This is a genomic window from Streptomyces tatrensis, from assembly GCF_049310065.1.
Taxonomy (GTDB): Bacteria; Actinomycetota; Actinomycetes; order Streptomycetales; family Streptomycetaceae; genus Streptomyces.
Genome location: NZ_JBMDLB010000011.1, coordinates 5571637 through 5594694, shown reverse-complemented (window position 1 = coordinate 5594694; position 23058 = coordinate 5571637). Strand labels below are relative to the sequence as shown.

At 72.2% G+C, this 23058-nt stretch carries 24 protein-coding genes; 9 read left to right on the top strand and 15 right to left on the bottom strand.

The genetic code is table 11. The features are described 5' to 3' along the window. The first annotated feature begins 103 nt into the window (after positions 1–103). On the top strand, positions 104–415 hold the full coding sequence (locus ACODT5_RS41510) for a hypothetical protein (protein WP_385383218.1): 312 nt from the start codon (positions 104–106) through the stop codon (positions 413–415). Between the two features lie 16 nt (positions 416–431). Here the strand turns inward: ACODT5_RS41510 and ACODT5_RS41505 are convergent, their stop codons facing one another. Further along, positions 432–1415, bottom strand: a complete 984-nt coding sequence (locus ACODT5_RS41505; RefSeq protein ID WP_422524135.1) for a hypothetical protein — start codon at positions 1413–1415, stop codon at positions 432–434. Positions 1416–1620: 205 nt separating this feature from the next. Here ACODT5_RS41505 and ACODT5_RS41500 point away from each other — a divergent pair, with 205 nt between their 5' ends. Continuing rightward, entirely contained in the window at positions 1621–1959 is a 339-nt protein-coding gene (locus ACODT5_RS41500; RefSeq protein ID WP_422524134.1) for a hypothetical protein, read from the top strand. Here ACODT5_RS41500 and ACODT5_RS41495 read toward each other — a convergent pair. Then, a complete protein-coding gene (locus ACODT5_RS41495; protein ID WP_422524133.1) occupies positions 1925–3208 on the bottom strand; it encodes a geranylgeranyl reductase family protein in 1284 nt (427 codons plus the stop codon). The two genes, ACODT5_RS41500 and ACODT5_RS41495, sit on opposite strands and share 35 nt — an antisense overlap. A gap of 105 nt (positions 3209–3313) precedes the next feature. Between ACODT5_RS41495 and ACODT5_RS41490 the strand changes: the two genes are divergently transcribed. Next, a complete protein-coding gene (locus tag ACODT5_RS41490) occupies positions 3314–3844 on the top strand; it encodes a GNAT family N-acetyltransferase (RefSeq protein ID WP_422524132.1) in 531 nt (176 codons plus the stop codon). A 793-nt stretch (positions 3845–4637) separates the two neighbouring features. On the opposite strand, the gene ACODT5_RS41485 is transcribed toward ACODT5_RS41490, so the two are convergent. The 6 genes from ACODT5_RS41485 to ACODT5_RS41460 form a co-directional block, all read right to left on the bottom strand. Continuing rightward, the gene (locus ACODT5_RS41485) at positions 4638–5549 is read right to left on the bottom strand and encodes a glutaminase (protein WP_422524131.1); all 912 of its coding nucleotides are present in this window, start codon (positions 5547–5549) and stop codon (positions 4638–4640) included. Between the two features lie 22 nt (positions 5550–5571). Next, complete coding sequence (locus ACODT5_RS41480) at positions 5572–6267, bottom strand: demethylmenaquinone methyltransferase (RefSeq protein ID WP_422524130.1); 696 nt, start codon at positions 6265–6267, stop codon at positions 5572–5574. Positions 6268–6442: 175 nt separating this feature from the next. Continuing rightward, positions 6443–7708: an ABC transporter permease gene (locus tag ACODT5_RS41475; RefSeq protein ID WP_422524129.1), complete on the bottom strand. Its 1266-nt coding sequence runs from the start codon at positions 7706–7708 to the stop codon at positions 6443–6445. Then, positions 7705–8427 (bottom strand): ABC transporter ATP-binding protein, encoded by a 723-nt coding sequence (locus ACODT5_RS41470; protein ID WP_422525193.1) that lies wholly within the window; start codon positions 8425–8427, stop codon positions 7705–7707. The genes ACODT5_RS41475 and ACODT5_RS41470 overlap by 4 nt, the downstream gene beginning before the upstream one ends. Before the next feature lie 65 nt (positions 8428–8492). Then, on the bottom strand, positions 8493–9947 hold the full coding sequence (locus ACODT5_RS41465) for a peptidoglycan-binding protein (protein WP_422524128.1): 1455 nt from the start codon (positions 9945–9947) through the stop codon (positions 8493–8495). After that, complete coding sequence (locus ACODT5_RS41460) at positions 9944–10519, bottom strand: hypothetical protein (protein ID WP_422524127.1); 576 nt, start codon at positions 10517–10519, stop codon at positions 9944–9946. Before ACODT5_RS41460 ends, ACODT5_RS41465 begins: the two co-directional genes overlap by 4 nt. A 255-nt stretch (positions 10520–10774) precedes the next feature. Between ACODT5_RS41460 and ACODT5_RS41455 the strand changes: the two genes are divergently transcribed. The 4 genes from ACODT5_RS41455 to ACODT5_RS41440 all read left to right on the top strand — a co-directional run bounded on the left by ACODT5_RS41455 (position 10775) and on the right by ACODT5_RS41440 (position 13556). Continuing rightward, complete coding sequence (locus ACODT5_RS41455; RefSeq protein WP_422524126.1) at positions 10775–11173, top strand: hypothetical protein; 399 nt, start codon at positions 10775–10777, stop codon at positions 11171–11173. Positions 11174–11268: 95 nt separating this feature from the next. Next, the gene (locus tag ACODT5_RS41450) at positions 11269–12222 is read left to right on the top strand and encodes a hypothetical protein (RefSeq protein WP_422524125.1); all 954 of its coding nucleotides are present in this window, start codon (positions 11269–11271) and stop codon (positions 12220–12222) included. A 34-nt stretch (positions 12223–12256) separates the two neighbouring features. Continuing rightward, on the top strand, positions 12257–13102 hold the full coding sequence (locus ACODT5_RS41445; protein WP_422524124.1) for a DUF3152 domain-containing protein: 846 nt from the start codon (positions 12257–12259) through the stop codon (positions 13100–13102). Positions 13103–13208: 106 nt separating this feature from the next. Continuing rightward, the gene (locus tag ACODT5_RS41440) at positions 13209–13556 is read left to right on the top strand and encodes a response regulator transcription factor (protein WP_422524123.1); all 348 of its coding nucleotides are present in this window, start codon (positions 13209–13211) and stop codon (positions 13554–13556) included. Here ACODT5_RS41440 and ACODT5_RS41435 read toward each other — a convergent pair. From ACODT5_RS41435 to ACODT5_RS41415, 5 genes are all read right to left on the bottom strand, one after another. Continuing rightward, positions 13522–14175, bottom strand: coding sequence for an imidazolonepropionase-like domain-containing protein (locus ACODT5_RS41435; protein ID WP_422524122.1), 654 nt, complete (start codon positions 14173–14175; stop codon positions 13522–13524). The two genes, ACODT5_RS41440 and ACODT5_RS41435, sit on opposite strands and share 35 nt — an antisense overlap. Positions 14176–14181: 6 nt before the next feature. Then, positions 14182–15381 carry a cyclic dehypoxanthinyl futalosine synthase gene (gene mqnC / locus ACODT5_RS41430; RefSeq protein ID WP_422524121.1) on the bottom strand — a complete coding sequence of 400 codons (1200 nt, stop codon included), beginning with the start codon at positions 15379–15381 and terminating at the stop codon, positions 14182–14184. A gap of 148 nt (positions 15382–15529) precedes the next feature. Then, positions 15530–16315 carry a prepilin peptidase gene (locus tag ACODT5_RS41425; protein ID WP_422524120.1) on the bottom strand — a complete coding sequence of 262 codons (786 nt, stop codon included), beginning with the start codon at positions 16313–16315 and terminating at the stop codon, positions 15530–15532. A 258-nt stretch (positions 16316–16573) separates the two neighbouring features. Further along, on the bottom strand, positions 16574–17401 hold the full coding sequence (locus ACODT5_RS41420) for an MBL fold metallo-hydrolase (RefSeq protein WP_422524119.1): 828 nt from the start codon (positions 17399–17401) through the stop codon (positions 16574–16576). A gap of 241 nt (positions 17402–17642) precedes the next feature. After that, the gene (locus ACODT5_RS41415) at positions 17643–18506 is read right to left on the bottom strand and encodes a menaquinone biosynthetic enzyme MqnA/MqnD family protein (protein ID WP_422524118.1); all 864 of its coding nucleotides are present in this window, start codon (positions 18504–18506) and stop codon (positions 17643–17645) included. Positions 18507–18743: 237 nt separating this feature from the next. Here ACODT5_RS41415 and ACODT5_RS41410 point away from each other — a divergent pair, with 237 nt between their 5' ends. Then, entirely contained in the window at positions 18744–18947 is a 204-nt protein-coding gene (locus tag ACODT5_RS41410) for a cold-shock protein (RefSeq protein ID WP_112451444.1), read from the top strand. Between the two features lie 107 nt (positions 18948–19054). On the opposite strand, the gene ACODT5_RS41405 is transcribed toward ACODT5_RS41410, so the two are convergent. Next, positions 19055–20554, bottom strand: coding sequence for an MFS transporter (locus ACODT5_RS41405; protein WP_422524117.1), 1500 nt, complete (start codon positions 20552–20554; stop codon positions 19055–19057). Between the two features lie 116 nt (positions 20555–20670). On the opposite strand from ACODT5_RS41405, the gene ACODT5_RS41400 reads away from it, so the two are divergent. Further along, a complete protein-coding gene (locus ACODT5_RS41400; protein ID WP_422524116.1) occupies positions 20671–21189 on the top strand; it encodes a MarR family winged helix-turn-helix transcriptional regulator in 519 nt (172 codons plus the stop codon). Positions 21190–21268: 79 nt separating this feature from the next. Here ACODT5_RS41400 and ACODT5_RS41395 read toward each other — a convergent pair whose 3' ends face one another. Then, complete coding sequence (locus tag ACODT5_RS41395) at positions 21269–23005, bottom strand: lytic transglycosylase domain-containing protein (protein WP_422524115.1); 1737 nt, start codon at positions 23003–23005, stop codon at positions 21269–21271. Positions 23006–23058: the final 53 nt, after the last annotated feature.

The following is a 23058-nucleotide window of genomic DNA, read 5'->3' as shown; positions in this document are numbered from 1 at the left end:
GAACTCCGGAGCGGGAAAGCCCGGACTTACCGCCGGACCCACCGCCACGCCCTCGATCGCGGCGGCGGACAAGCCGTTCTACACGTGCATGCAGGAACACGGAATGACCATCTCCTACGGGGAGGACGGGGCTCCGCACTTCGTGGAGAAGGAGAGCCCGCAGTACTCCCCGGCGCAGCAGGCCTGCCTGCCGCTGCTCCCGCCCCCCTCCCCCGTCCAGGCGGGCGCCCAGGAACTCGCCTCCGCGCGCGAGGCCTCCGCGTGCATGCGGGCGAAGGGCATCTCCTGGTACCCGGACCCGGATCCGGTCACCGGCGAGGTGCAGCAGAAGGACGGCGGCACCTCCGAGCAGTGGCAGGAGCTCAAGCGGGACCACCGCGACGCGTACCGGGCCTGCATGCCCCGGCCCTCCTGAGCCGCGCGCGCACGGCTCAGCTGATCCCCGCCGCCAGCTTGTAGCGGGCCTCGCGCTGCTTCTTGTAGAGCGCGAGGGTCTCGGCGTGCTCCTCCACCAGCCGCTCCTGGTAGGCCTTCTCCACCGCCGCCCAGATGCCTACGAGGTTCACCTCGCTCTTGCAGGCGACGTCGGCCTTGGCCGCGGTGACGGCTTTGGGGCTGCCGGTATCGGTCTCCAGGCCGAGCTTCTGGACCACCTCGTAGGGATCCTTCAGGCCGGTGTACCCGGACTTCTCCATGCACGCCGACCAGTTCTTCAGCACCTCGGTCACCCGCGAATCGCCCTTGGAGCGTTCGTGCGCCTCCGAGGCCAGCCCGAACGGGAACAGCAGGTCCACGCTGCCCTTCGCCGGCGCGTACAGCTTGCGGTACGCCTCCCGTATGCATCCGCCGGGCGGCACCTTCTGCCCGCCGAAGTCGATGCCGCTGTCCACCTGCGCGGCCTCCTCCTCGCTCGCGGCGTCCGCGGGCTGCGCGGCGCCCTGCTGCCCGCCCGGCCGTTCGCCGTGCATGACCAGGGTGGCGCTCTCGCTCAGCGGGGTGGCCGGGGGCTTGACCGGCCGCCCCTTGCCCGCGGTCATGTCGTAGCCGTGGGCCGCCGCGAACACCGGATCGGTCGCCCCGAAGAGAGCCCGGTGGCGCCCCTCGGACCCCTGGGCGGCGGCCGGATCGGACGGCCTGACCTCCTCGTACGGGAATCCGTACCGGGCCATGCACCGGGAGAGCAGCCGCTGCTGCACCTGCCCCATGCGGACCGTCTCGGCGTCGGTGTCCGTGTACGCGTCCAGGGGCAGCGAGATCGAGGAGATGGCCGGGGCGACGGCGACCTCGCCGATGGCCGGCTCCCCGTGCGCGCCGCCGCCGTCCGGATCCGAGCAGCCGGCCAGGACGAGCGCCAGCAGGACGGCGGCCGGGAGGGCGGGGCGGAGGGCGGAGTGACGGAGCGGACGGGAGCGCATCGCGGGAGACCTGTTCACTCTCGGAAATTGAACAGTCCGGCCGGTACCGGGGACAAGGCCTTCTCACCTGCTGGTCAGCCAAACTTCTTGCCTGGAAACCAACTTGCCGTCCCGCCCCGACCTGCGAGCACCTCGTGCCGAACTGCACGCCCTGCCAAGATGGCCGGGGCGAGCACGCCCGAGTCGTCCCAGGAAGCGGTGGTCCGTGACGCCCAGCCCGTCCGACGAAGCACCCGGTGCCGGTCCCACCGCCGCCCCGGCCGCCGCCGGGCTCGCACTCCTGTCCCTCGGCGGCTGGCTGCTGACCACCACCCGCCCCTGGCAGAAGCCCGGCTCACCCCTCACGCTCACCCTGGACTGGACGGCCTCGGGCACCCTGATGCTCTGCGGCCTGGTCCTCCTGGCCCGCTGCATCCGCCGGGTCCACGGCCCGGCGGAACCCGCGCGGGAGGCCCCGTACGAGACCTCGTACGAGACCCCGCGCGAGGGGCTCCCTGCCAGAGCCAGGGTCAGGCCTTGGGGGCGACCTTCGAAAGGCCGTTGATGATGCGGTCCATCGAGTCGCCGCCCGTCGGGTCGGTCAGGTTGGCCAGCATCTTCAGGGTGAACTTCATCAGCACCGGGTGGCTCAGCCCGCGCTGGGCGGCGATCTTCATGATCTTCGGGTTGCCGATGAGCTTCACGAAGGCGCGGCCCAGGGTGTAGTAGCCGCCGTAGGTCTCCTTGAGGACCTTCGGGTAGCTGTGCAGGGTCAGTTCGCGCAGGGCCGGGGTGGCGCGGGAATGTGCCTGGACGATGACGTCGGCGGCGATCTGGCCCGACTCCATCGCATAGGCGATGCCCTCGCCGTTGAACGGGTTGACGAGCCCGCCCGCGTCACCGACGAGCAGCAGCCCCTTGGTGTAATGCGGCTGGCGGTTGAAGGCCATCGGCAGGGCCGCGCCGCGGATGGGCTGCGTCATGTTCTCGGGGGTGTAGCCCCAGTCCTCCGGCATCGAGGCGCACCAGGCCTTGAGGACCTCGCGCCAGTCCAGCTCCTTGAAGGCGGAGGAGGAGTTGAGGATGCCGAGGCCGACGTTGGAGGTGCCGTCGCCCATGCCGAAGATCCAGCCGTAGCCGGGGAGGAGACGGTCCTCGGCGCCGCGCCGGTCCCACAGCTCCAGCCAGGACTCCAGGTAGTCGTCGTCGTGGCGGGGCGAGGTGAAGTACGTGCGCACGGCCACGCCCATCGGGCGGTCCTCGCGGCGGTGCAGCCCCATCGCCAGGGAGAGCCGCGAAGAGTTGCCGTCGGCCGCGACGACCAGCGGGGCCTTGAAGGTGACCTCGGTCTTCTCCTCGCCCAGCTTCGCCTTCACACCGGTGATGTGCCCGGTGCGGGGGTCGCGTACGGGCTCGCCGACGTTGCAGCGCTCGTACAGCCGGGCGCCGGCCTTCTGCGCCTGGCGGGCCAGGGTCTCGTCGAAGTCGTCGCGCTTGCGGACGAGTCCGTAGTCGGGGAAGGAGGCCAGCTCGGGCCAGTCCAGCTGGAGCCGCTGGCCGCCGCCGATGATCCGCAGGCCCTTGTTGCGCAGCCAGCCGGCCTCTTCGGAGATGTCGATGCCCATCGACACCAACTGCTTCGTGGCGCGCGGCGTCAGACCGTCACCGCAGACCTTCTCGCGCGGGAACGCCGTCTTCTCCAGGAGCAGGACGTCAAGTCCGGCCTTGGCCAGGTAATAGGCGGTCGTCGAGCCGGCGGGCCCGGCTCCGACGACGATCACGTCCGCGGAGTGCTCGGAGAGGGGCTCGGTCACGGCGGGTCTCCCGAAGGCTCGATAACTCGATAAGGGTGCCCAACGGCACAAGAACACGTGCAGTCTATGCAGCGAGAGAGATCGCGATCCGAAGGGCTGCCCCCTGTGACCACCACGCCGACCCGGCCGCTCCCCGTCGTCCAGCTCCGTGTGCCCACGGACGAGGACGCGCACGCCTGGCACCGGGTCTTCCGCGACCCCGACGTCATGGAGTTCCTCGGCGGTCCGGCCGAGCTCTCCTTCTACGAGGAAATCACCGCGCGACAGCGGATGCACGACGCACGGCTCGGCTTCTGCCTGTGGACCCTGCTGGACGGGGACGGGGAGGTGCTCGGCTTCACCGGGGCGCAGCCGTGGCCGGAGTCGAAGCCGTGGGGGCCGGTCGGGGAGATCGAGATCGGGTGGCGGCTCGGTCGCTCCGCGTGGGGGCGGGGCTATGCGTATGCCGCTGCGCTGGCTTCGCTGGAGCGGGTGCGGGGGGCTGGGGTTTCGGATGTGGTGGCGATGATCGACGATGCGAATGTCCGCTCGATCGCGGTGGCGGAGCGCTTGGGCATGACCCTGGCCGACCGCTTCCCGATCCCGGGCGGCCCCCGCATCGCCCGCCGCTACGCGCTGCCCCTCGCCCCCGAGTAACCCCCCGCTGCGCGGGGCTACCCTGCCGCTGCGCGGGGCGGACTCCCCGCAGCAACCCTCGCCGCTACGCGGAGCGTAGGTCCCGGCTGCGCCCCTTGCCGCTGCACGGGGCGAAGTCCCCGCAGCACCCCTTGCCGCTGCGCGGGGCGAAGTCCCCTACCCGCCCTTCCACCGTTCCCAGGGCTCTGCCCTGACCCGCGCCTCAAACGCCGGCGGGGCTGGGTGTGTCCCCGGGCGCAGCCCGGGAGCCCGGTACCGGGCTGCGCCCAGACCCCCTGGGGCCCCGCCCCAGACCCCGCTCCTCAAACGCCGGAGGGGCTGGATTTTGGCCGGCGCTGGATTGGGCGTGTGCGCAGCACAGCTTGCGCAGCACGCATGCGCAGCACGTTGGCTCAATACGTTTGCGCAGCACGTTGGCTCAGTACGTGTGCGCAGCGCGTCCTGCGCAGCACGGCATCCGCAGCGCTCGGGACGGAGCGCAGCGGCACCGTGCGCTGCGCTGCACAGAGGCAGCCATATCCAGCCTCGCCGGCGTTTGAGGCGCGGGGGTCCGGGGCCGGCCCCCGGCAACGGCGCCGCACGCGGCAACGGGTCCGGGGCGCAGCCCCGGGGAACGGGCGAAGGGCGGGTAGGGGAACTCGCCCCGCAGGGCACACCCAGCCGCACCCGCCCACCGGCCCCCGCCCCCCGGCGGCAGGAGCGGGCGCGCCGACCAGCCACCGCCGGACGGAATCCGGCACAGCGCCGCGAAGCCGGTAAGGCCCTCAAGGGGCCGCACCGCGCGAGCGGCGCGTTAGAAAACCGAAAGGCCCGTCAGGGTTGTGAAGCGGTCCAGGGCGGCCACCGCGGCCACCGAGTTGCCCTGGGCGTCGAGGCCGGGGCTCCACGCGGCCAGCGTGCACGCTCCGGGGACGACCGCGACGATGCCGCCGCCGACGCCGCTCTTGCCGGGCAGGCCCACCCGGTAGGCGAACTCCCCCGCCGCGTCGTACGTCCCACACGTCAGCATCACCGCGTTGACCTGCTTCGCCTCGCTGCGGGTGAGGAGACGGGAGCCGTCGGCGCGCAGTCCGTGCCGGGCCAGGAAGCGGCCGGCGCGGGCCAGGTCGGCGCAGCTCATCTCGATGGAGCACTGCCAGAAGTAGTGCTCCAGCAGCATCGGCACCGGGTTGTCGATGTTCCCGTAGGCGGCCATGAAGTGGGCCAGGGCTGCGTTGCGGTCCCCGTGTTCCTGCTCGGAGGCGGCGACCCCCGCGTCGAAGGCGACGTCCGGGTTCTGGCTCTCCTCGCGGAGGAAGTCCAGCAGTTCGCTGCTCGCGTCGCCCGTCAGTGTCTGGAGCCGGTCGGTGACGACGAGCGCGCCCGCGTTGATGAAGGGGTTGCGCGGGATGCCGTTCTCGTACTCCAGCTGCACGAGGGAGTTGAACGGGTTGCCGGAGGGTTCCCGGCCCACCCGCTCCCACAGGCTGTCGCCGCCCTCGGCGAGCGCGAGGGCCAGCGCGAAGACCTTGGTGATGGACTGCGTGGAGAACGGCGTCTGCCAGTCGCCGACCCCGAAGACGTTGCCGTCGAGATCGGCGATGGCCATCCCGAACTGCCGCGGGTCCACGGACGCCAGCGCCGGGATGTACTCGGCGGTGGTGCCGCTGCCGATCAGCGGGGCGATGTCGGTGGCGACCTGTTCCAGCAGTGCCTGGTAGTCCATCGGAGGGGTCCCGGGTCCCGTACTACGCGTGCTTGGTGCCGCGGTGCAGGGCCACGATGCCGCCGCTCAGGTTGCGCCAGGCCACCTTGGACCAGCCGGCCTTCTGCAGGAGCGTGGCCAGCGCCGGCTGGTCGGGCCAGGCGCGGATGGAGTCGGCGAGGTAGACGTACGCGTCGGGGTTGGAGGAGACCGCGCGGGCGACCGGCGGCATCGCGCGCATCAGGTACTCGGTGTACACGGTCCGGAAGGGGGCCCAGGTGGGCTGCGAGAACTCGCAGATCACGACCTGGCCGCCGGGCTTCGTGACCCGGTACAGCTCGCGCAGCGCGGCGTCGGTGTCCTGGACGTTGCGCAGGCCGAAGGAGATGGTGACGGTGTCGAAGGAGTCGTCCTTGAAGGGCAGCTTCGTCGCGTCGCCCGCCGTCAGGGGGAGCCAGGGGTTGCGCTTCTTGCCCTCGCGGAGCATGCCGAGGGAGAAGTCGCAGGGCACGACGTACGCACCGCTCGCGGCGAAGGGCAGCGAGGACGTGGCCGTGCCGGCGGCCAGGTCGAGGACGAGCTGCCCGGGGCGCGCGCCGACCGCCTTGGCGACTTCCTTGCGCCACAGGCGGGCCTGCCCGAGGGAGAGGACGTCGTTGGTGAGGTCGTAGTTCGCCGCCACGCCGTCGAACATGGAGGCGACTTCGTGCGGCTGCTTGTCCAGGGAAGCGGATGTCACTGGCGTGGGCCCCTCGGGTGCGGTGCGAATGGTTCGGCGAGCGGTTGAACGGTTGAACGGTTCGGCAGGGTCCGTGCTGCGGACCGCCCCGCCATTCTCGCAGGCCCCCGGGCACCGCACCCGGCCGCCCGGCCGCCCGACTGCCGGCCCGCCTGCCCGCCCGGCCGGGCCGGCCTCACCGGCGCAGGGCCTCCGCCGGTTCGACGCGGGAGGCCCGCCACGCCGGGTACAGGCCGGCCAGGAGGCCGGTCAGCAGGCCGATCGCGGGGGCGGCGAGCACGGTCGCCGGGTGGATCACCGGGGTCCAGTCGCGGAACACCGCCACGAGCACCACCGTCACGCAGCCCAGCGAGGTCCCCACCAGGCCGCCGAGTGCGCCCAGCGCGCCCGACTCGGCGAGGAACTGGCCGCTGATGTGCCGGCCCCGCGCCCCCAGGGCCCGGCGCAGGCCGATCTCCCCGGTGCGCTCCAGGACGGCGACCAGCGTCGTGTTCGCGATGCCCACGGCGCCGATGATCAGGCAGATCCCGGCCAGGATCAGGAAGAGCCGGCCCAGGTCCGAGGAGACGTTGGTGCGCAGCGAGCGCGGGTCCGGCGGGGCCACGGCCTTCAGGTACTCGGGATGGTCGGGGCGCAGCGCCGTAGGGGCGAGCCGGGCCACCTGCTGGGCCGCGCCGAGTTCGGTGGCGATGAGCATGCGGGCGCCGTCGCCCTGCGGGGGTCCCCAGATCTCCTCGGCGGTGCTGCGCGGGACCACGACGGACAGGAGCAGGTCCGCCTTGCGCTCCACGTCGCCGATGATCCCCACCACGGTGAAGGGTTCGTCCCCGATGAACACGGCGGGCGCGGTGTCCAGCGTGGTGATGCCGAGCCGGGAGGCGACGGCCGCGCCCAGGACGGCGACCCGCTGCCGGGTGCGGGAGTGGTAGGCGTCGTAGAGCCGCCCCCGGTCGATCCGGGGAACGGCGGCGCGCAGGGCGCCCGGTGAGGCGGCGACGACGTCGATCTTCTCGCCGCGGGCGGCGCCGCCGACCGGGGCCGCGCGGACGGTCCCGTCGGCGGGCAGCCGGACGGTGTAGTAGACGCCCGCGTCGCGGACCCCGCCCAGCCGTTCGGTGCGTTCGTCGGCGTCGGCGGGGAAGCCGGGGCCGGCGAACTGGTCCTGGCTGCGGGCCACGTCCTCGACGGTGACCTCGGTGGCGCCGAGCACGCTGAAGCGGGCGTCGATCTGGGAGGAGGTCGTGGCCGTCAGGCCGAGGATGGCGACGAAGGATCCGACGCCGAGTACGGTGCCCAGCGCGGTCAGCGCCGAGCGGGCGGGCCGCTGCACCAGCCCGGCGAAGGCCTCGCCGAGGATGTCCCGCGGTGCGAGGCGGGTGGGCCGCTCGGGCGGGGGGAGGCGGCGCGGCGGCTTCAGCGGCCTCCGCGGCAGGAGCCTCATACCGCCGCCCCCGCGACCGGCGGCCGGTCCTCGGCGAGCACGCCGTCGCGGATGCGGACCGTACGGCCTCCTCTGGCCGCCACCTCGGGATCGTGGGTGATCACCAGGACGGTCATCCCGTCCGCGTGCAGTTCGTCGAGGAGTGCCAGCACCGTTCCCGCGTTCTCCGTGTCCAGATTGCCGGTCGGCTCGTCGCAGAGCAGCAGCGAGGGGCGGGTCACCAGGGCCCGGGCGATGGCGACGCGCTGCCGTTCGCCGCCGGAGAGGCGGGTGGGCAGGGCGTCGACGCGGTGCCCGAGGCCGACCCGCAGGAGGGCTTCGCGGGCGCGCGGTTCGCGTTCCCGGCGGGGGAAGCCGTTGTAGAGCATGGCGAGGGCCACGTTCTCCAGGGCGGAGCGGTGGGAGAGGAGGTGGAAGGACTGGAAGACGAACCCGATGCGGCGGCCCCGCAGCGCCGCCCGGCCGCTGTCCCCGAGCGCTCCGGTGTCCACCCCGTCCAGCAGGTACGTACCGGCGGTGGGGGCGTCGAGCAGCCCGGCGATGTTGAGGAACGTGGACTTGCCCGACCCGGAGGGCCCGACGACGGTGACGAACTCACCGCTGCGCACCACCAGATCGCACCCCGTGAGCGCGACGACGGGCGGCGGCCCCGGGTAGGCGAGCCCGACACCCCGAAACTCGATGACGGCCGCATCCGGGCCACCGGTACGGCGCTCCAGCTCCGGCTCCGGCTCCGGCTCCGGCCCCGGCCCCGGCTCCGGTCCCGCCTCCTCCCCCGTCGGGGTCACGGCGTCTTTCCTCCGCCGCCCCTGCTCAGGCCCGGGTTGACGCCGGTGACGACGTTGTCCCCCTCGGAGAGTGCGCCGGTCGTGGTCGGCTTCACCTCCACGTAGCCGTCGCCCGTCGTGCCCGCCTGGACCTCCACCTGTCGCCGCTTCCCCGCGGAGTCGACGACGGACACGCTGGTGCGCCCGTCCGCGCCCGCGGAGACCGCGCTCACCGGGACCACCAGCGCGTCGCCGGAGGTGGCCGCCGCCTCCACGGTCAGCCGTACGTCCTGTCCCGCGAGCGCGGGGTCCAGCGGGCTGTCGGGCTCCACGACCATGGCGTAGCCCGGCGTTCCCGCCGGGGCCTGCTGCTGGCCGTCCCCGGTCCCGCCCTGCGGCTGCGCGGGCGGGGCCGCGGCCGTGTCGGCGACCGAGGTGACCTTGGCCGTGGCCGTCACCCCGCTGACCTCGGACCGGATCTCCACGCGCTGGCCCGCCCGGACCAAGCCCTTCTGGTGTTCCTGGAGTTGCCCCCGCACCACGAGCGCCCCCGCGGACAGCGTCAGTGCGGGACCGGTGGCCGCGGAGCCGACGCGGGTGTTCACCGTGGTGATCCGCGCGGGGAAGCCCTCCAGGAAGACGACCTCGCCGGCCGGGAGCATCGGCCCCGCGACCTCCTGCGCCTCGGTGAGCTTGCGCCGCGCCTTGGCCAGGTCCTCCTCGGCCCGACGGACGGCGCGCGAGGACCCCGGGTTCGAACCGGCCCCGGACTCCACGAGGGAGGCGTTCGCGGCCGGGGGGTTCGCGGCCGAGCCGGCGGGCTTTCCCTCCCCCGCTCCGGCCCCGGCCCCCGCCCGTACGTCCTCCAGCGCCCGCCGGGCCGCCGTCACCGCTTCCTCCGCGGCCTCCACCGCCTCGCCGCCGTCGGCGAGCGCGGGCAGCGCGTCGTAGCCGATCGAGCGGTAGAAGGCGGTGAGTGCCGTTTTCGTGCCGGCCCCGAAGGTCCCGGCCTTGTCGCCGCCCGTCGGGTGCCCCCGCCCGGCCAGCGCCTGCTGGAGCTGCCTGACGTCCTCCCCGGTGGCCCCCGGCTTGAGGTCCCGGTACACGGGCAGCTTGCCCGGCAGTACGAACACCGGCCGCCCCGATACCTCCAGCAGGACCCGCCCCGCGTCCACCGGACTCCCCGCGGTGGCCGCCACCTTGGTGACCACCGGCGCCGCCCCGCCCTCGGCCCGCGCGGTCGGTGTGACCTGCACGGTCTGGGTGGCGGTCGCGGTGCCGCGCAGGATGACGGTGTCGCGCAGCACCCGCTTCTCGACCCGGGCCACCAGGACGTCCATCGGGGGCGGCCCCGCGTCGGCCGCCACCTGCGCGGGGGACTTGATCAGCGCCGAGGCGCCGACTCCGGCGCCCGCGAGCAGGACCGCCCCTCCCGCCACCGCGAAGACCCACCTACGGTGCTTCGCGCTCATCCACCCACCACGCCCGAGGACGAACCCGCCGGGGCCTTGTCCGCGCACTTGAGGAGGGCGGCAGCCGCCTTCGGGTCCGTCTTGAGCCCGGCGTCGACCTCGGAGTCACCCGTGACCGGGTCGGGGTCGGGGAAGTCCGCGGCCCCGTTCGCGCGCATGCACGCGGCGAACTCCTTCGCCTTGGCGAGCGTCGCCGCGTCCACCGGGGGCCGCACGCGCTTGGCCGCGCAGGCCTTCTCGGCCTCCCGGACCTTGGCGGGGTCGGCCTTGGCCGGATCCACGACCTGCACCCCCGAGGGGGTGTCCTTCATCGGCAGCCCCTGGTCCTTGAGGCAGGCGAAGAACGCCGCCTGCTTGGGATCGGCGGCGTCCTTGCCGGTCGGCGCGGGTGCGGCGGCCGTCGGCGTACCCGTACCCGTACCCGTACCAGTGGCGGCGCCGGACGGCGGGGCGGCGGCCCGGCCGTCCGACTCGCCCCCCGAGCAGCCGGACAGCAGGAGCACCGCCGACATCAGGGACGCCAGGGACAGCAGCACCGGCGCGGACGCGGACCGGACGCGTGGAGATGACACAGGAATCGACCCCTTCGTACGCTCCCGCCGCGAGCCGGCTCCGGAGCGGGCGCCGTACGGCAACAGGGCGCCTCCGCTTACACCGTAGGAGCCACCCACCCCAGACGTAACTGGCCCGAAGGCTAGTTGTCCGGGTGGCCGGGACCCCGTTGACTTCAGCCCGTCCGATGGGCCCATCACCTGCCGGATCCGGTGTCTGCAGGCACCCCGTCCGGGTACCGACGCTGTCAACGCTCCTCACGGAAAGGCACAGCCATGCGTTCTCGCATCGTCATGCGCGCCGCCGTCACAGCAGCACTCGCACTGTCCGCCGTAGGCCTCTCGCTCGGCTCGGCCACCGCCGCCGAGAAGGACGGCTGGATCACGTCCGGCGAGTTCGGTCTCTTCTGCTTCCAGAACCAGGGCAACTCGGTGTTCGACCTCGTCCTCGACGACGTCAACTTCGCCAACGACTACTTCAAGGGCTCGCAGTCCTGCGCGGGTCACACCACCAACGACTGGACGGAGTCCTACCGCAATCTGGACTCGTTCACCTGGGACGTCTACACCGACTGGTACCGCGGCGGCTCCCACGGGACCATCCCCGCGGGCTACGCGGGCAACGCCAGCGCCACCTTCAAGAACGCCATCTCCTCGGCGTACTGGGTCCGCTGACACCTCTTCACCCTGTGCAGCACGAGCGCCGCTCCGCCCGCAACCATCGGGCGGAGCGGCGCGCCCACATCGTCTCATCTCCCACCGGAGCCGTCATGCCCTTCCCCCGCCGCCTGCTGCGACCCCTCGGCGTCGCCTTGTTACCCCTGGCCCTCGCGGGGTGCGGCGGCTCGGACCCGGGCGGCGGCTCGTCCGCCGAGGAGCCCTCGACCGGCGCCGTCACCACCGTGCTGGCCAGCGCCGACCTCCGCTTCCCGCTCGACGCGTACGTACCGACCGGGGAGCAGAACTCCCAGCTGACGAAGGCCCAGGACAAACTGGTCGACCAGTGCATGCAGCGCTACGGGTTCCGGTACGAGTCCCCGCGCGCCGGGTCCGTGGCGCAGCCGCGCGACGAGAGCAGGCGTTACGGGCTGTCCGACGCCACGGTCGCCGCCCGCTACGGCTACAACAACCCGGCGCTGGAGAACCGCCCGCCCAAGCCGGCGGCGAAGCAGCTCGGGCCGAACGAGAAGCTCTTCCTGCACGGCGAGGAACAGGTGGATCCCGCGAAACCCATCCCCATGAGCCAGGAGGAATCCGAGAAATCGGGTCTGGGTTCCCTCACCGTCGACGGAAAGAAGGTGCCGTCGGGCGGCTGCATGCGGGAATCCTTCCTCAAGCTCTACGCCCCGGTGAAGAACTCGGTCGACATCATGGTCCCGCAGAACTTCGGATTCGACGCCTACGGGCGCTCCCGGCAGGACAGCCGGGTCGAAAAGGCGATCAAGGAATGGTCCGCCTGCATGGCCGAAAAGGGCTACCGGACCGACAATCCGGTCAGCCCCGAACTGGGATTCAACGACGCCACCCTCGGATCTCCGCAGGCGGTCACCGCCGCGCAGCAGGACGTGGCCTGCAAGCAGCGCACCAATCTGGTGGGCATCTGGTTCGCGGTCGAAGTCGCCTACCAGAAGCGGCTGATCGAGCAGAACGCCGAGGTACTGGCGCTGGCCAAGACGCAGTTGGAGGAGCGGATGCGACTCGCCGCCCAGCTCACGTCCGCCTGATCCCCGACGCGACACGAACCGACTCGGCTCCGACATGACGAAACACCGCTCCGCCCGCAGCCGGTCCGCACGGCTGGTGCTGCCGCTCGTGCTCTGCTCGGGTGCCGCCGTCGCGGCGGCCGTGGCGGGGCTCCTGCCCCAGGTGTCCGCACCCCGCGCGGACCTCTCCGCGCCGCAGCCCCCGCCGTCCGGGCAGACGGCCCCGCTCGACCCCGCGCCCCCGCCCACGGCTTCCCCCTCACCGACGCCGCCGACGCCCTCGCCGACGCCCGCCCCGAGCCCCTCCGCCACCCCCGCCCCGAGCCCTCCGGCCGTCCCGGAGCGGGGCCCCGGCACCTTCCGGGCCTCCACCGTCTCCGGCCCCCGCCACGGTTCCGGACCGGTACGGCGCTACCGCGTCGAGGCCGAGGACGGCTCCGGCGTCGATCCGGACGAGGCCGCCCGCGCGGTGGACGCCGTGCTCGGCGACCCGCGCGGCTGGACCCGCGACCCGCGGTACGGGTTCCGGTTGACCGGGTCCGGCCCGGTGGAGTTCACGGTGCGCATCGCCACCCCGGCCACCACGGACCGGCTCTGCCAGGTGGTGACCCCGGAGCTGAAGGGGGAGGCGAACTGCCGCAGCGGGCACCAGGTGGTCGTCAACCTCCGGCGCTGGCAGCTCGGTTCTCCCCAGTTCGACGGTCCGCCCGCCGAGTACCGGGCGCTGATCGTCAACCACGAGGTGGGCCACGAACTGGGCCGCGGCCACGAGACCTGCCCCGGCCCGGGGCTGCCCGCTCCGGCGATGATGCAGCAGCTCAAAGGGCTGCTGGGATGCCGGTCGAACGCCTGGCCGTTCGACTCGCGCGGGAATTACGTGAGGGGGCCTCTCGTCCCGTGATCGACCGTCCCCACCGGATCGTCACAGTTCTGACCGAATCCCGCCATTCCCCTCTCCAGCCGTGCAGTTACAATGAAAAATCGATCGAAACATCCCGGGGGGGATCATGGAAATCGACAACGGCATGACCATCTGTCTGCCCAGCCGGTTCCAGTCCAGGCCGGGGTCCGGGCCGGAGTCGGGGGCCGGCTCCGGGACCGACTCCGGACCTCAGGAAGAAATTCAGCTCACGCGCCAAGAGTCGGTCGTATTCATGAATTTATGCACGGGCGCGAGCAACTCGGAGCTGGCGGAGAAGCTCCGCCTGTCCGTCGGCACCGTCAAATTCCACGTGTCCAACATCCGCGAGAAGCTGGGCGGGCTCAGCCGCCTCCAGGTCTGTCTCCTGTCCGCCCTCACCCAGACGGATGCCGCCGGGCTCAGCGTCGGCGGTGGAGCAGCCTGCCGCCGATGACCGTGGCCACGCAGCTCGTCGGGCCCTCCACCAGCAGCTCCGCCGGACCGGCCACCGCGAACACCGCGAACCGGGCCGGGGCGCCCGGCTCCAGGACTCCGTGGAAGGCCTCCTCGGCCGCGGTCCGGCCGGCGAGCGGGTCCAGGGAGGCCGGCCCCTCGTAGGGAGCGGGCGGAACGACGGTGAGCCCGGAGCGGACCACGGCCGTCCGGACGGCCGGGACGGTGAAGCGGCCCGCCACCGCGACCACCCCGCGGGCGAGCAGCTTCTGCGTACCGCGCCGCGCGCTGCTGCCCCAGCGCGGCTCCGTCATCTTCAGGTCCGCCAACGCCGCGGCGCCGCTGATCGGTTCGGCCCCGAGCTCGGTGATCTCGTACGGGTCGTCCGGGTAGTACGTGCGCTCCAGCAGCTCGTCGCCGCCGCGCACCAGCAGCCCCGGGGTCAGCACCCCGGGCCAGCTGCGGGCGCGCGCGTGCGGGTAGGCCGCGGCGAGCTCCTCGTACGGGCCCACCCGGGCGATGCGGTCGCCCTCGACCAGGACCGCGCCGCCGGGCAGCGGCGCGGGGCCCCGACCGGAGGGCCCGGTCACGAGGAGTTCGGCGGTGTGGATCGTCAGCACGGGCGCTCAGTTCGAGGAGATGAGCTTCAGCTCGGGGTGGGCCGTGCCGCCCTCGATGGCGGTGGAGGAGATGTGCGAGACCACGCGGTCGTCGACCGGGTCGTTCGCCGGGTCCTCGTGCACGAGGAGGTGCTCGTACGTCGTGGCGCGCTGCGCCGGGACGCGGCCCGCCTTGCGGATGAGGTCGATGATCTCCATGCGGTTGGAGCGGTGCTTGGCACCGGCCGAGGAGACCACGTTCTCCTCCAGCATGATCGAACCGAGGTCGTCGGCGCCGTAGTGCAGGGAGAGCTGGCCCGCCTCCTTGCCGACGGTGAGCCAGGAGCCCTGGATGTGGGCGACGTTGTCGAGGAAGAGCCGCGCGATGGCGATCATGCGCAGGTACTCGAAGACGGTCGCCTGGGTCCGGCCCTTGAGGTGGTTGTTCTCGGGCTGGTACGTGTACGGGATGAAGGCGCGGAAGCCGCCGGTGCGGTCCTGCGTGTCCCGGATCATCGCGATGTGCTCGATGCGCTCGGCGTTGGTCTCGCCGGTGCCCATCAGCATCGTGGAGGTGGACTCCACGCCCAGCTTGTGGGCGATCTCCATGATCTCCAGCCAGCGCTCGCCGGACTCCTTGAGCGGGGCGATCGCCTTGCGCGGCCGCTCGGGGAGCAGCTCGGCGCCGGCGCCCGCGAAGGAGTCGAGGCCGGCGGCGTGGATGCGCTGGATCGCTTCCTCCGCCGACACCTTGGAGATCCGGGCCATGTGGTCGACCTCGGACGCGCCGAGGGAGTGGATGACCAGCTGCGGGAAGGCCTGCTTGATGGCGGAGAAGTGGTGCTCGTAGTACTCGACGCCGTAGTCCGGGTGGTGGCCGCCCTGGAACATGATCTGGGTGCCGCCCAGCTCGACGGTCTCCGCGCAGCGGCGCAGGATGTCGTCGAGGTCGCGGGACCAGCCCTTCTTCACGTCCTTGGGGGCCGCGTAGAAGGCGCAGAACTTGCACGCCGTCACGCACACGTTGGTGTAGTTGATGTTGCGCTCGATGATGTACGTCGCGATGTGCTCGGTACCGGCGTAGCGCAGCCGGCGGGCCGCGTCGGCGGCCTGGCCCAGCGCGTGCAGCGGCGCGTGGCGGTAGAGGTCGAGCGCCTCTTCCTTGGTGATCCGGCCCCCAGCGGCGGCTCGGTCGAGGACTGACTGGAGAGCGGCCTGGTCGGTCACCGGTGCGTCACCTTTCGGCTGTGTCGTTCGGCTGGCGTTCGGCTGTGTCAAGGTGCCGGACCGATCCAGCCTACGCCAGCCGCCCCCTCCCCCGCCGTGGCCCCCTGCCGGGCGCACGGGGACCCTGCTCAGCGGCGCCCGGAGGCGATCACAGACCCGCCGCGCCGCCGAGGCCGAGTCCCGCCCAGACCACGCCCGCGAGGGCGCCGCCCGCCATGAACGGGCCGAAGGGGATCGGGCTGCCGCGGTCCGCCCGGCGCAGGGCGATCAGGGCGAGGCCGTGCGCGGCGCCCCCGAGGAACGCGGCGAAGGTTCCGGCGAAGAGCACGGGCCACCCGTACCAGCCGAGCACCTGCCCCACGACGAGCGCGAGTTTGACGTCGCCGAAGCCCATGCCGCGCGGGTTGATGAAGAAGAGGAGGAGGTAGACGCCGCCGAGGACGAGCCCGCCGAGCAGGGCGCGCGTCCAGGAGCCGCCGGCTCCCCCGGCCCGGGCGGCCGCTCCGAGGGCCACGGCGGTCCCGGCGGCCAGCGGGAGGGTCAGTACGTCGGGCAGCCGGTGCACGGCCCGGTCCACGAGGCAGAGCAGCACGGTGAAGGGCGCCAGCAGCAGCCAGACGGCCAGCTCGGGCCGCGCCCCCACCCCGGCCCCGAGCGCGAGGCACACCAGGATGGTCGCGAGGACGGCCCCGCCGGCGGGCGCGAAGCCCCCGCGCCGGCGGTTCCGGGCGCTCGGCGCGGGGGGTGCGCACCGGGGGCAGACCGGGAGGCCGAGCCAGCCGCGGGCCGGGCCGGTCAGCGGATGCCCCGCCGGGCAGGCCGAGCGCCGGGGCAGGCCCGCCTCGACCGCGAGGCGGTAGACGGCGCGGGGCAGCAGAAGGCCGGCCAGCGTGCCCCAGAGCGTGACCCCGGCCACGAACCCCGTAATGCCCATGCGTTCTCGCCCCCGCCCTGCCGCATCTTGGCGATGGACGGTAGCAGGGGTGGTTGTCCCCTACCCGCCCTTCGCCCGTTCCCCGGGGCTCCGCCCCGGACCCCGCGCCTCAAACGCCGGCGGGGCTGGATAAATCCAGCCCCGCCGGCGTTTGAGGCGATCTTTCAGCCCGTCCGGCGTTTGAGGACCGGGTCCGGGCAGAGCCCGGGGAACGGGCGAAGGGCGGGTAGGGGACGGCCCCGCAGGGCGCGTTTCAGCTCAGGCCGCGGCCACCGCACCCGCGGCCGGTTCGAAGCCGGCGAGCATCTGTTCCAGGGCCTGCTGGTCCGGGCCCACGAAGGGGTCGAGGCCGGGGGCGAGGCCCACCGTGTCGAGCATCCGGGCGATGAGCCCGATCCCGGCGGCCGGCGGCAGGTGGGTGGAGAGCACGAGCTCGGGGTCCATCTCCCTGAGCGGCCGGACCGTGGCGAGGAACTTCTCCCGGTCGGCGACCGACGCCCAGGGGCTGTCCACCGAAGCCCAGAACAGCTGGCCGGCCCGCAGGTCCTCGGGCCCGACCGCCCCGGCGTCGCCGCCGGCCGCGAGCTCGCCGTCCGGGAGGGGGGAGCCGAAGCAGTCGGAGCTGAAGCAGGCCCGCGACCGGTCGTCGTAGAAGCCCACGGTCGCGGGGTTGTCGAAGAGGGGCGGCCGGAAGGCGGTGAGGGAGCGGTCGCCGACGTCGAGCCGCCCGCCGGGGTTGAGGAAGTAGACCCGGTCCATCGGAAGCGGGCGCTCCGTGGTCATCTCGCCCGCACCGAGGAAGGTGGTCACCACGCGGGCCTCGGGGGCGGCCTCCAGCAGGGCGAAGATCCCGCCGGTGTGGTCCCGGTCCGGGTGCGTCAGCCAGATCCACCGCACGTCGGCGGGGTCGACGGCCTCGGACAGGGTCGTCAGGAAGTCCCGGTCGGGCAGGCCGAGGCCGGTGTCGACGACCACGGGCTCCCGGGCGTGCAGGACGAAGGCGTTGACCGGGATGAAGCCGATGCCGGGCACTTCGAGGGCGTCGCCGAGGACCGTGATGTCCCGGCCGACTGTGCGTGTGGTCATGGCGGAACTCCGATGGCCCCCTGGGTGAGCACGCTCGCGACCGCCGCCCGGGCTCCCCGTCGCCCCCTTCATCGTGTCCCCGCGAGGCCCCGCACGCACGCCCGCACCGGAGCGGGATCGAGCGGTATCGGGGGACGGTGAAAGGAGAACGCATTCCCGGTGAACGGCGGGTATTCGCCTTCCCGCTCCGCTCCATTCCGCTCCGCGGAAAGGCGGAAGGCGAATACCCTCATAAGCCGCACTAATGACCCGGCACGGCCACCGGCAGGAGCTCCACGTTCACATCGGGCGCATAGCCCGTCGTGAGTCCCGTGCGCCGCGCGAATTCACGTACGCCGGCCAGTTGGTCGGGGCCGAAGCGGAAGTCGAGCGTCGTGAAGTAGCGCTCCAGGAGTTCCGCGTCGAAGGCCTCCCAGCGGGCCGCCTGCTCGGCCACCTTGCCGACCTCCTCCAGGGAGACGTCCCGGGAGGCGAGGAAGGCCTCGTGGACCTTCCGCACGACCTCCGGCTCGCGCTCCAGGTACTCCTTGCGGGCGGCCCAGACGGCGAAGACGAACGGCAGTCCGGTCCACTCCTTCCACATCGCCCCCAGGTCGTGGACGGTGAGCCCGAGCCGGGGCGCGTCGTGCAGCGAGGCCCGCAGCGCGGCGTCGCCGATCAGCACCGCCGCGTCCGCCTCCTGCATCATCAGGCCCAGGTCGGGCGGGCAGGTGTAGTAGTCGGGCCGTACGCCGTACTTCTCCGCGAGCAGCAGCTGGGCCAGGCGTACGGACGTTCTCGAGGTGGATCCCAGAGCGACGCGGGCGCCGTCCAGCTGGTCCAGGGGGACCTGCGAGACGATCACGCAGGACATGACGGGGCCGTCGCAGCCGACCGCGAGGTCGGGGAAGGCGACGAGGTCGTCCGCGTTGCGGAGGAACTCCACGAGGGTGATGGGACCGATGTCCAAGCCGCCCTGGACGAGGCTCGCGCTGAGCTTCTCCGGGGTGTCCTTGGTCAGCTCCAGGTCCAGCAGCGTGCCGGTTCTGGCCAGCCCCCAGTAGAGGGGCAGGCAGTTCAGGAACTGAATGTGGCCGACACGGGGCCGGCTGCGATAGGCGTCCACATCGCGAGACTAGCCCCCGCGTCTCCGTCAGCCGTCTGGCGGGTCTCAAACGTCCGAGTGACGTGATCTTTCCCTCTGGTCTCGGCCGGGATGTGCGTGCTAGGCTCGACGCAAGTTGCAGTTTGGTTTCCCTTGCAGTACGAGGCCTGCGGAGAATGTGACCCGCAGGCTTTTGTAGTTTTCAGACTTCTTAGCAGGTTCTGGAGCAGGGCGACCCTTTGGCCCATAGGAGGGCTCATGGCTACCGGAACCGTCAAGTGGTTCAACGCTGAAAAGGGCTTCGGCTTCATCGCCCAGGACGGCGGCGGCCCGGATGTCTTCGTCCACTACTCCGCGATCAACGCCGCCGGCTTCCGCTCCCTTGAGGAGAACCAGCTGGTGAACTTCGACGTCACCCAGGGTCCGAAGGGCCCGCAGGCGGAGAACGTCACCCCGGCCTAGTCGCCTGGGCCAACCAATCGCGGTTGGATATGCAGTACCCAAGGAGCCCTGTCTTCTCTGCGCGAGCAGAGTCGACGGGGCTCCTGCCTTTTCCCGCCGGCCGTGTTTCACACGGCGAGGTGCTGCTTCGCATCGAAACCGGTGGCGGGCTCGGTGGTGGTGCCGTGCTGCTCCTCGTCGGGGCGGCCCTTCTTGGGCAGCAGGAAGGTGATCGCGAGGAACGCCGTCAGCAGGCACGCCTGGACGATCAGCGCGCGGTGGAATCCGCCGGTGAAGTCACCGGTCTTGGCCTGGGCGAAGAACACCGAGCCGAAGACGGCGACGCCGATGGAGCCGCCTATGGCCTGCACGGCCGACAGGACACCGGAGGCGGATCCGATCTCGTCGTCGTCGACCGCGGCCAGGATGAAGCTGAACAGGGCGGCGATCACCATGCCGGCGCCGACCCCCGCCACCACCACGCCGGGAACGATGTCCCAGATCGAGAACGAGGCGGCATCGAGGCCGTCCAGCTCGAACCACAGCAAGCCCGCGCCGGCCAGCTGGACCAGCGGTCCGATCTGGAGCACCTTGCGGCCGATCTTGTCGGCCAGGAACGCGCCGCTGACCGCGCCGCCGATCGCGGTTCCCACCGCGAGGGGCAGGTTGCCCAGCCCCGCGTCACCGGCGCTGAAGTGCCGGCCGATCTGGAGGAACAGGGTCAGGACGAGCTGGGTGCCGATCAGTCCGCTGAAGAACAGGGCGATGCCGCCGAGGCCGACGGTGAAGGCCGGCTTGCCCAGCAGGCCCGGGGTCACCAGCGGCTCGCGGCCCGCGGCGGCCGTACGGCGCTGCTGAAGGGCGAAGAGGGCGAAGCCGATCACCGAGGCGGCCATGGACAGCCACGTCCACAGCGGCCAGCCCTCCTCCTGCCCCTGGTTGAGCGGCAGCACCAGCAGGGCACAGGACACCACGACCAGGGCGGCGCCGGTCACGTCGACCCGTATCGTGCGGTCGCCCGCCTTCTTGGGCACGAACTTCGCGGCGACGATCAAGGCCGCGATTCCGATGGGCAGGTTGATCAGGAACACCGACCGCCAGCCCAGGCCGAAGAAGTCGCCCTCGATGAGGAAGCCGCCCAGGACCGGGCCGATGATGCCGCCCAGACCCAGGACGGGTCCGAAGATCGCGAAGACCTTGGTGAGCTCGGGGCCGGAGAAGTTCTCCCGCAGCAGACCCAGGCCCTGGGGCAGCAGCATCGCTCCGGCGGTTCCCTGCAGCAGGCGGAAGGCGATCAGCGACTCGATGTTCGGCGCGATCGCGCACAGCAGGGAGGTCGCGGTGAAGGCCGCCAGGCCGATCAGGAACATCCTGCGCCGGCCGTAGCGGTCGCCGAGCCGGCCGCCGAGCACGAGCCCGGCGCCCAGGGTGAGGCCGTAGCCGCCGATCACCCATTGCAGTCCGACGGAACCGGCACCGAGGGATCTCTCCAGGTCCGGTCCGGCGACGTTGACGATCGAGGCGTCCAGGAGGTCCATGACCTCCGCGACGATCATCACCACCAGGATCAGCCATCGCCACCTGTAGGGCTCGGTCGTCTCGTCAGGGGTGGGGGACGGGTCGCGCATGCCAGATACCTCCATGGTGAAGTAATTCCACCATGAAGGTAAAGTGGCGACGGTAGGTTGTCAAAGAGGAGTGACCGTGCGGACCGTGCGGCAGGAGAGAAGGGTGGAGGTTCGGCATGGAAGAAGCCGTGCGCGACGGCGTCGCGGAGCAGCGTGAGCGGCTGATGGAGTCGCTGAGGACCTACGGCGGCCACTACGCCGAGCTCAGCCGGCGCTTCGCCGCCTGGCTGGGCCTGCACTCCACCGACGCGACCGCGGTCCTGGAGATCGCCGCCGCCGAGGAGCGCGGCACCCCCCTGTCACCGGCGCGGCTGAGCGAGCGGATCTCCCTGTCCACGGGCGCCACCACCGCGCTGCTGAACCGCCTCGAAGCGGCAGGGCACATCACGCGCGCCCGCGAGCACTCCGACCGGCGCATCGTGACGCTGCGCAGCGGCGGGCACATCCAGGAACGGGCGGACGAGTTCTTCGGCCCGCTCGCCGTCCGCCTCGATGCCGCGATGTCCCCCTACCCGCCCCGGCTCCTGGAACAGTTCGAGAAGTTCATGGCCGATCTGAACGCCACCATGGACACCCACCTCGCCGAGCAGGGCCCGGTGACACCGCGCCCGCCCGACGCCCCCGGCGACCAATGACTAGGACCCCTGGGGGCTTGCCCCCAGGGGTCCTAGTCTTCGGCCTGCGGCCTGCGTCCTGCGCCTGCGTCCTGCGGTACTAGCTCTTGCGGGTCGGCTGGTCGGTCGCCGGGGGCTCCGTCACGGGGGGCTCGGTGACCGGGGGCTCGGTGACGGGCGGCTCGGTGACGGTGATCTCCAGGAAGAGGACCGCCTGGTCCGAGATCCACACGCGGAGCGTGTACGTGCCCGCGGCGACGCCGGTGGTGGACAGTTCCGGCAGGGCGATCTTGCCGTCCGCGCCGGTCGTCGGGAGCGCCAGCTCCGTCAGCTTGTTGCCGTCCTTGTCCAGGAAGTACGGGCTCTCCCCCGCCTTGGCCGGGTCCGCGGGGACCCACGTGCCGTCCGCGGACTTGGTGCCGAGCCCGGCCGTGGCCTTGGCCCCGGCGACCGCCTTGTCCTTCGCCGTCGCCAGGAACTGCACGCCCTTGATCCCGGTCCCGGCTTCCACGGTGAGCGGCTTGCCGGCGTTCGCGTCGCTGCGGACGAGCTTGTCCGCCTCCGGGACGGGTACCGGCGTGGCCGGGGTGACCTTGCCCTGGATCTTCACGGAGACCTCGGCCGAAGCCACGTAGCCCGAGGCGCGCACGGTGAAGGTGCCCGCCTTGCGGCCCGCCTTCAGCTTCGGGACCCGGACCAGGCCCTTCTCGTTGGTTTGCAGCACAGCGAAGTCCTTGCCGTCGCCCGCGAAGACGGTGCGGCCCGTGGTGTCGTCGTCGATGGAGAAGACGATCACCTGGTTGACGGCCGGCATGCCGTTGGTGAGCACCGCCTTGACGAGCGGGGTGCGCGCGAACTCGGTCCCGGCCTCCGCCGCGAGCTCCCTGGTGCCGATCCGGACCAGCTTGTCCAGGGTCGGGGCGGGGGTGGGCGGCTTCGGGGTCGGCGGCGTCGGGGGCGGCGTGGGAGTCGGCACCGGGGGCGGGGTCGGCACGGGTGCCGGCGGGGCCGGGGGCGTCGGCAGGACCGGCGGGTTCGGCGTCGGGTAGTTGCCGGACGGCGGGTTCGGCACCGGGGTCGCGCCCTGGCCGGCCTGGTACTGGCGCATGTAGCCGAGCACCGTGTTCACGTACTCGCGCGACCTGTTGTAGCTGAGGATCGCCTTGTCGAGGTCGCCCGCGTCGGTGAGGTTGCGCTGGCCCGCGCAGAGGTAGAGACCGGCGCCCAGCGCGGCGTCGTAGATGTTGTTCGGGTCGCGCTTGCTGTCGGCGTTGCCGTCGGCGCCCCAGGTCGACCAGGTGGAGGGGATGAACTGCATCGGGCCGACCGCGCGGTCGTACTCGGCGTCCGCGTCCCACTCGCCCTTGTCGGTGTCCCTGATCTCGGCGAAGCCGTTGCCGTCCAGGCGCGGCCCGCGGATCGGCTTCTCGGTGTACCCGTCCGCCTTGAGCCCGTAGCCGGAGGCGTGTACGGACTCCACCCTGCCTATGCCCCCGAGCAGTTGCCAGGGCAGGTGGCAGCCGGGGAGCGCCGCGGCCACCGATATCTCGGCACGCTTGTAGGCGTCGAGGGCGGTCGCGGGTATGCCGGCCGTGGCCCCGTTGGGACTGGCGGCACCGGGGGGCGCGGGCGGCGGGTCGGCGACCAGGTCCGGCAGTTCCAGCCGGGCGTCACCGCGATCGGTGGCCTGGGGGCTGTCGGGGGTCGGCTCGGCTTCCCCGGCACCCGCGATCGGCGTGTTGGTCACGACCGCGGCGGTGGTCAGGCTGGCCGCGAGGGCGGCCGTGCACATGACTTTGCGCGAGGTGTTGACGAGGTGACGGTGAAGTGGCTTCACAGTGCGGCGATCCCCCCAGAGCGGTGGCCGATCCGGGCCCCCGTAAAACGTAA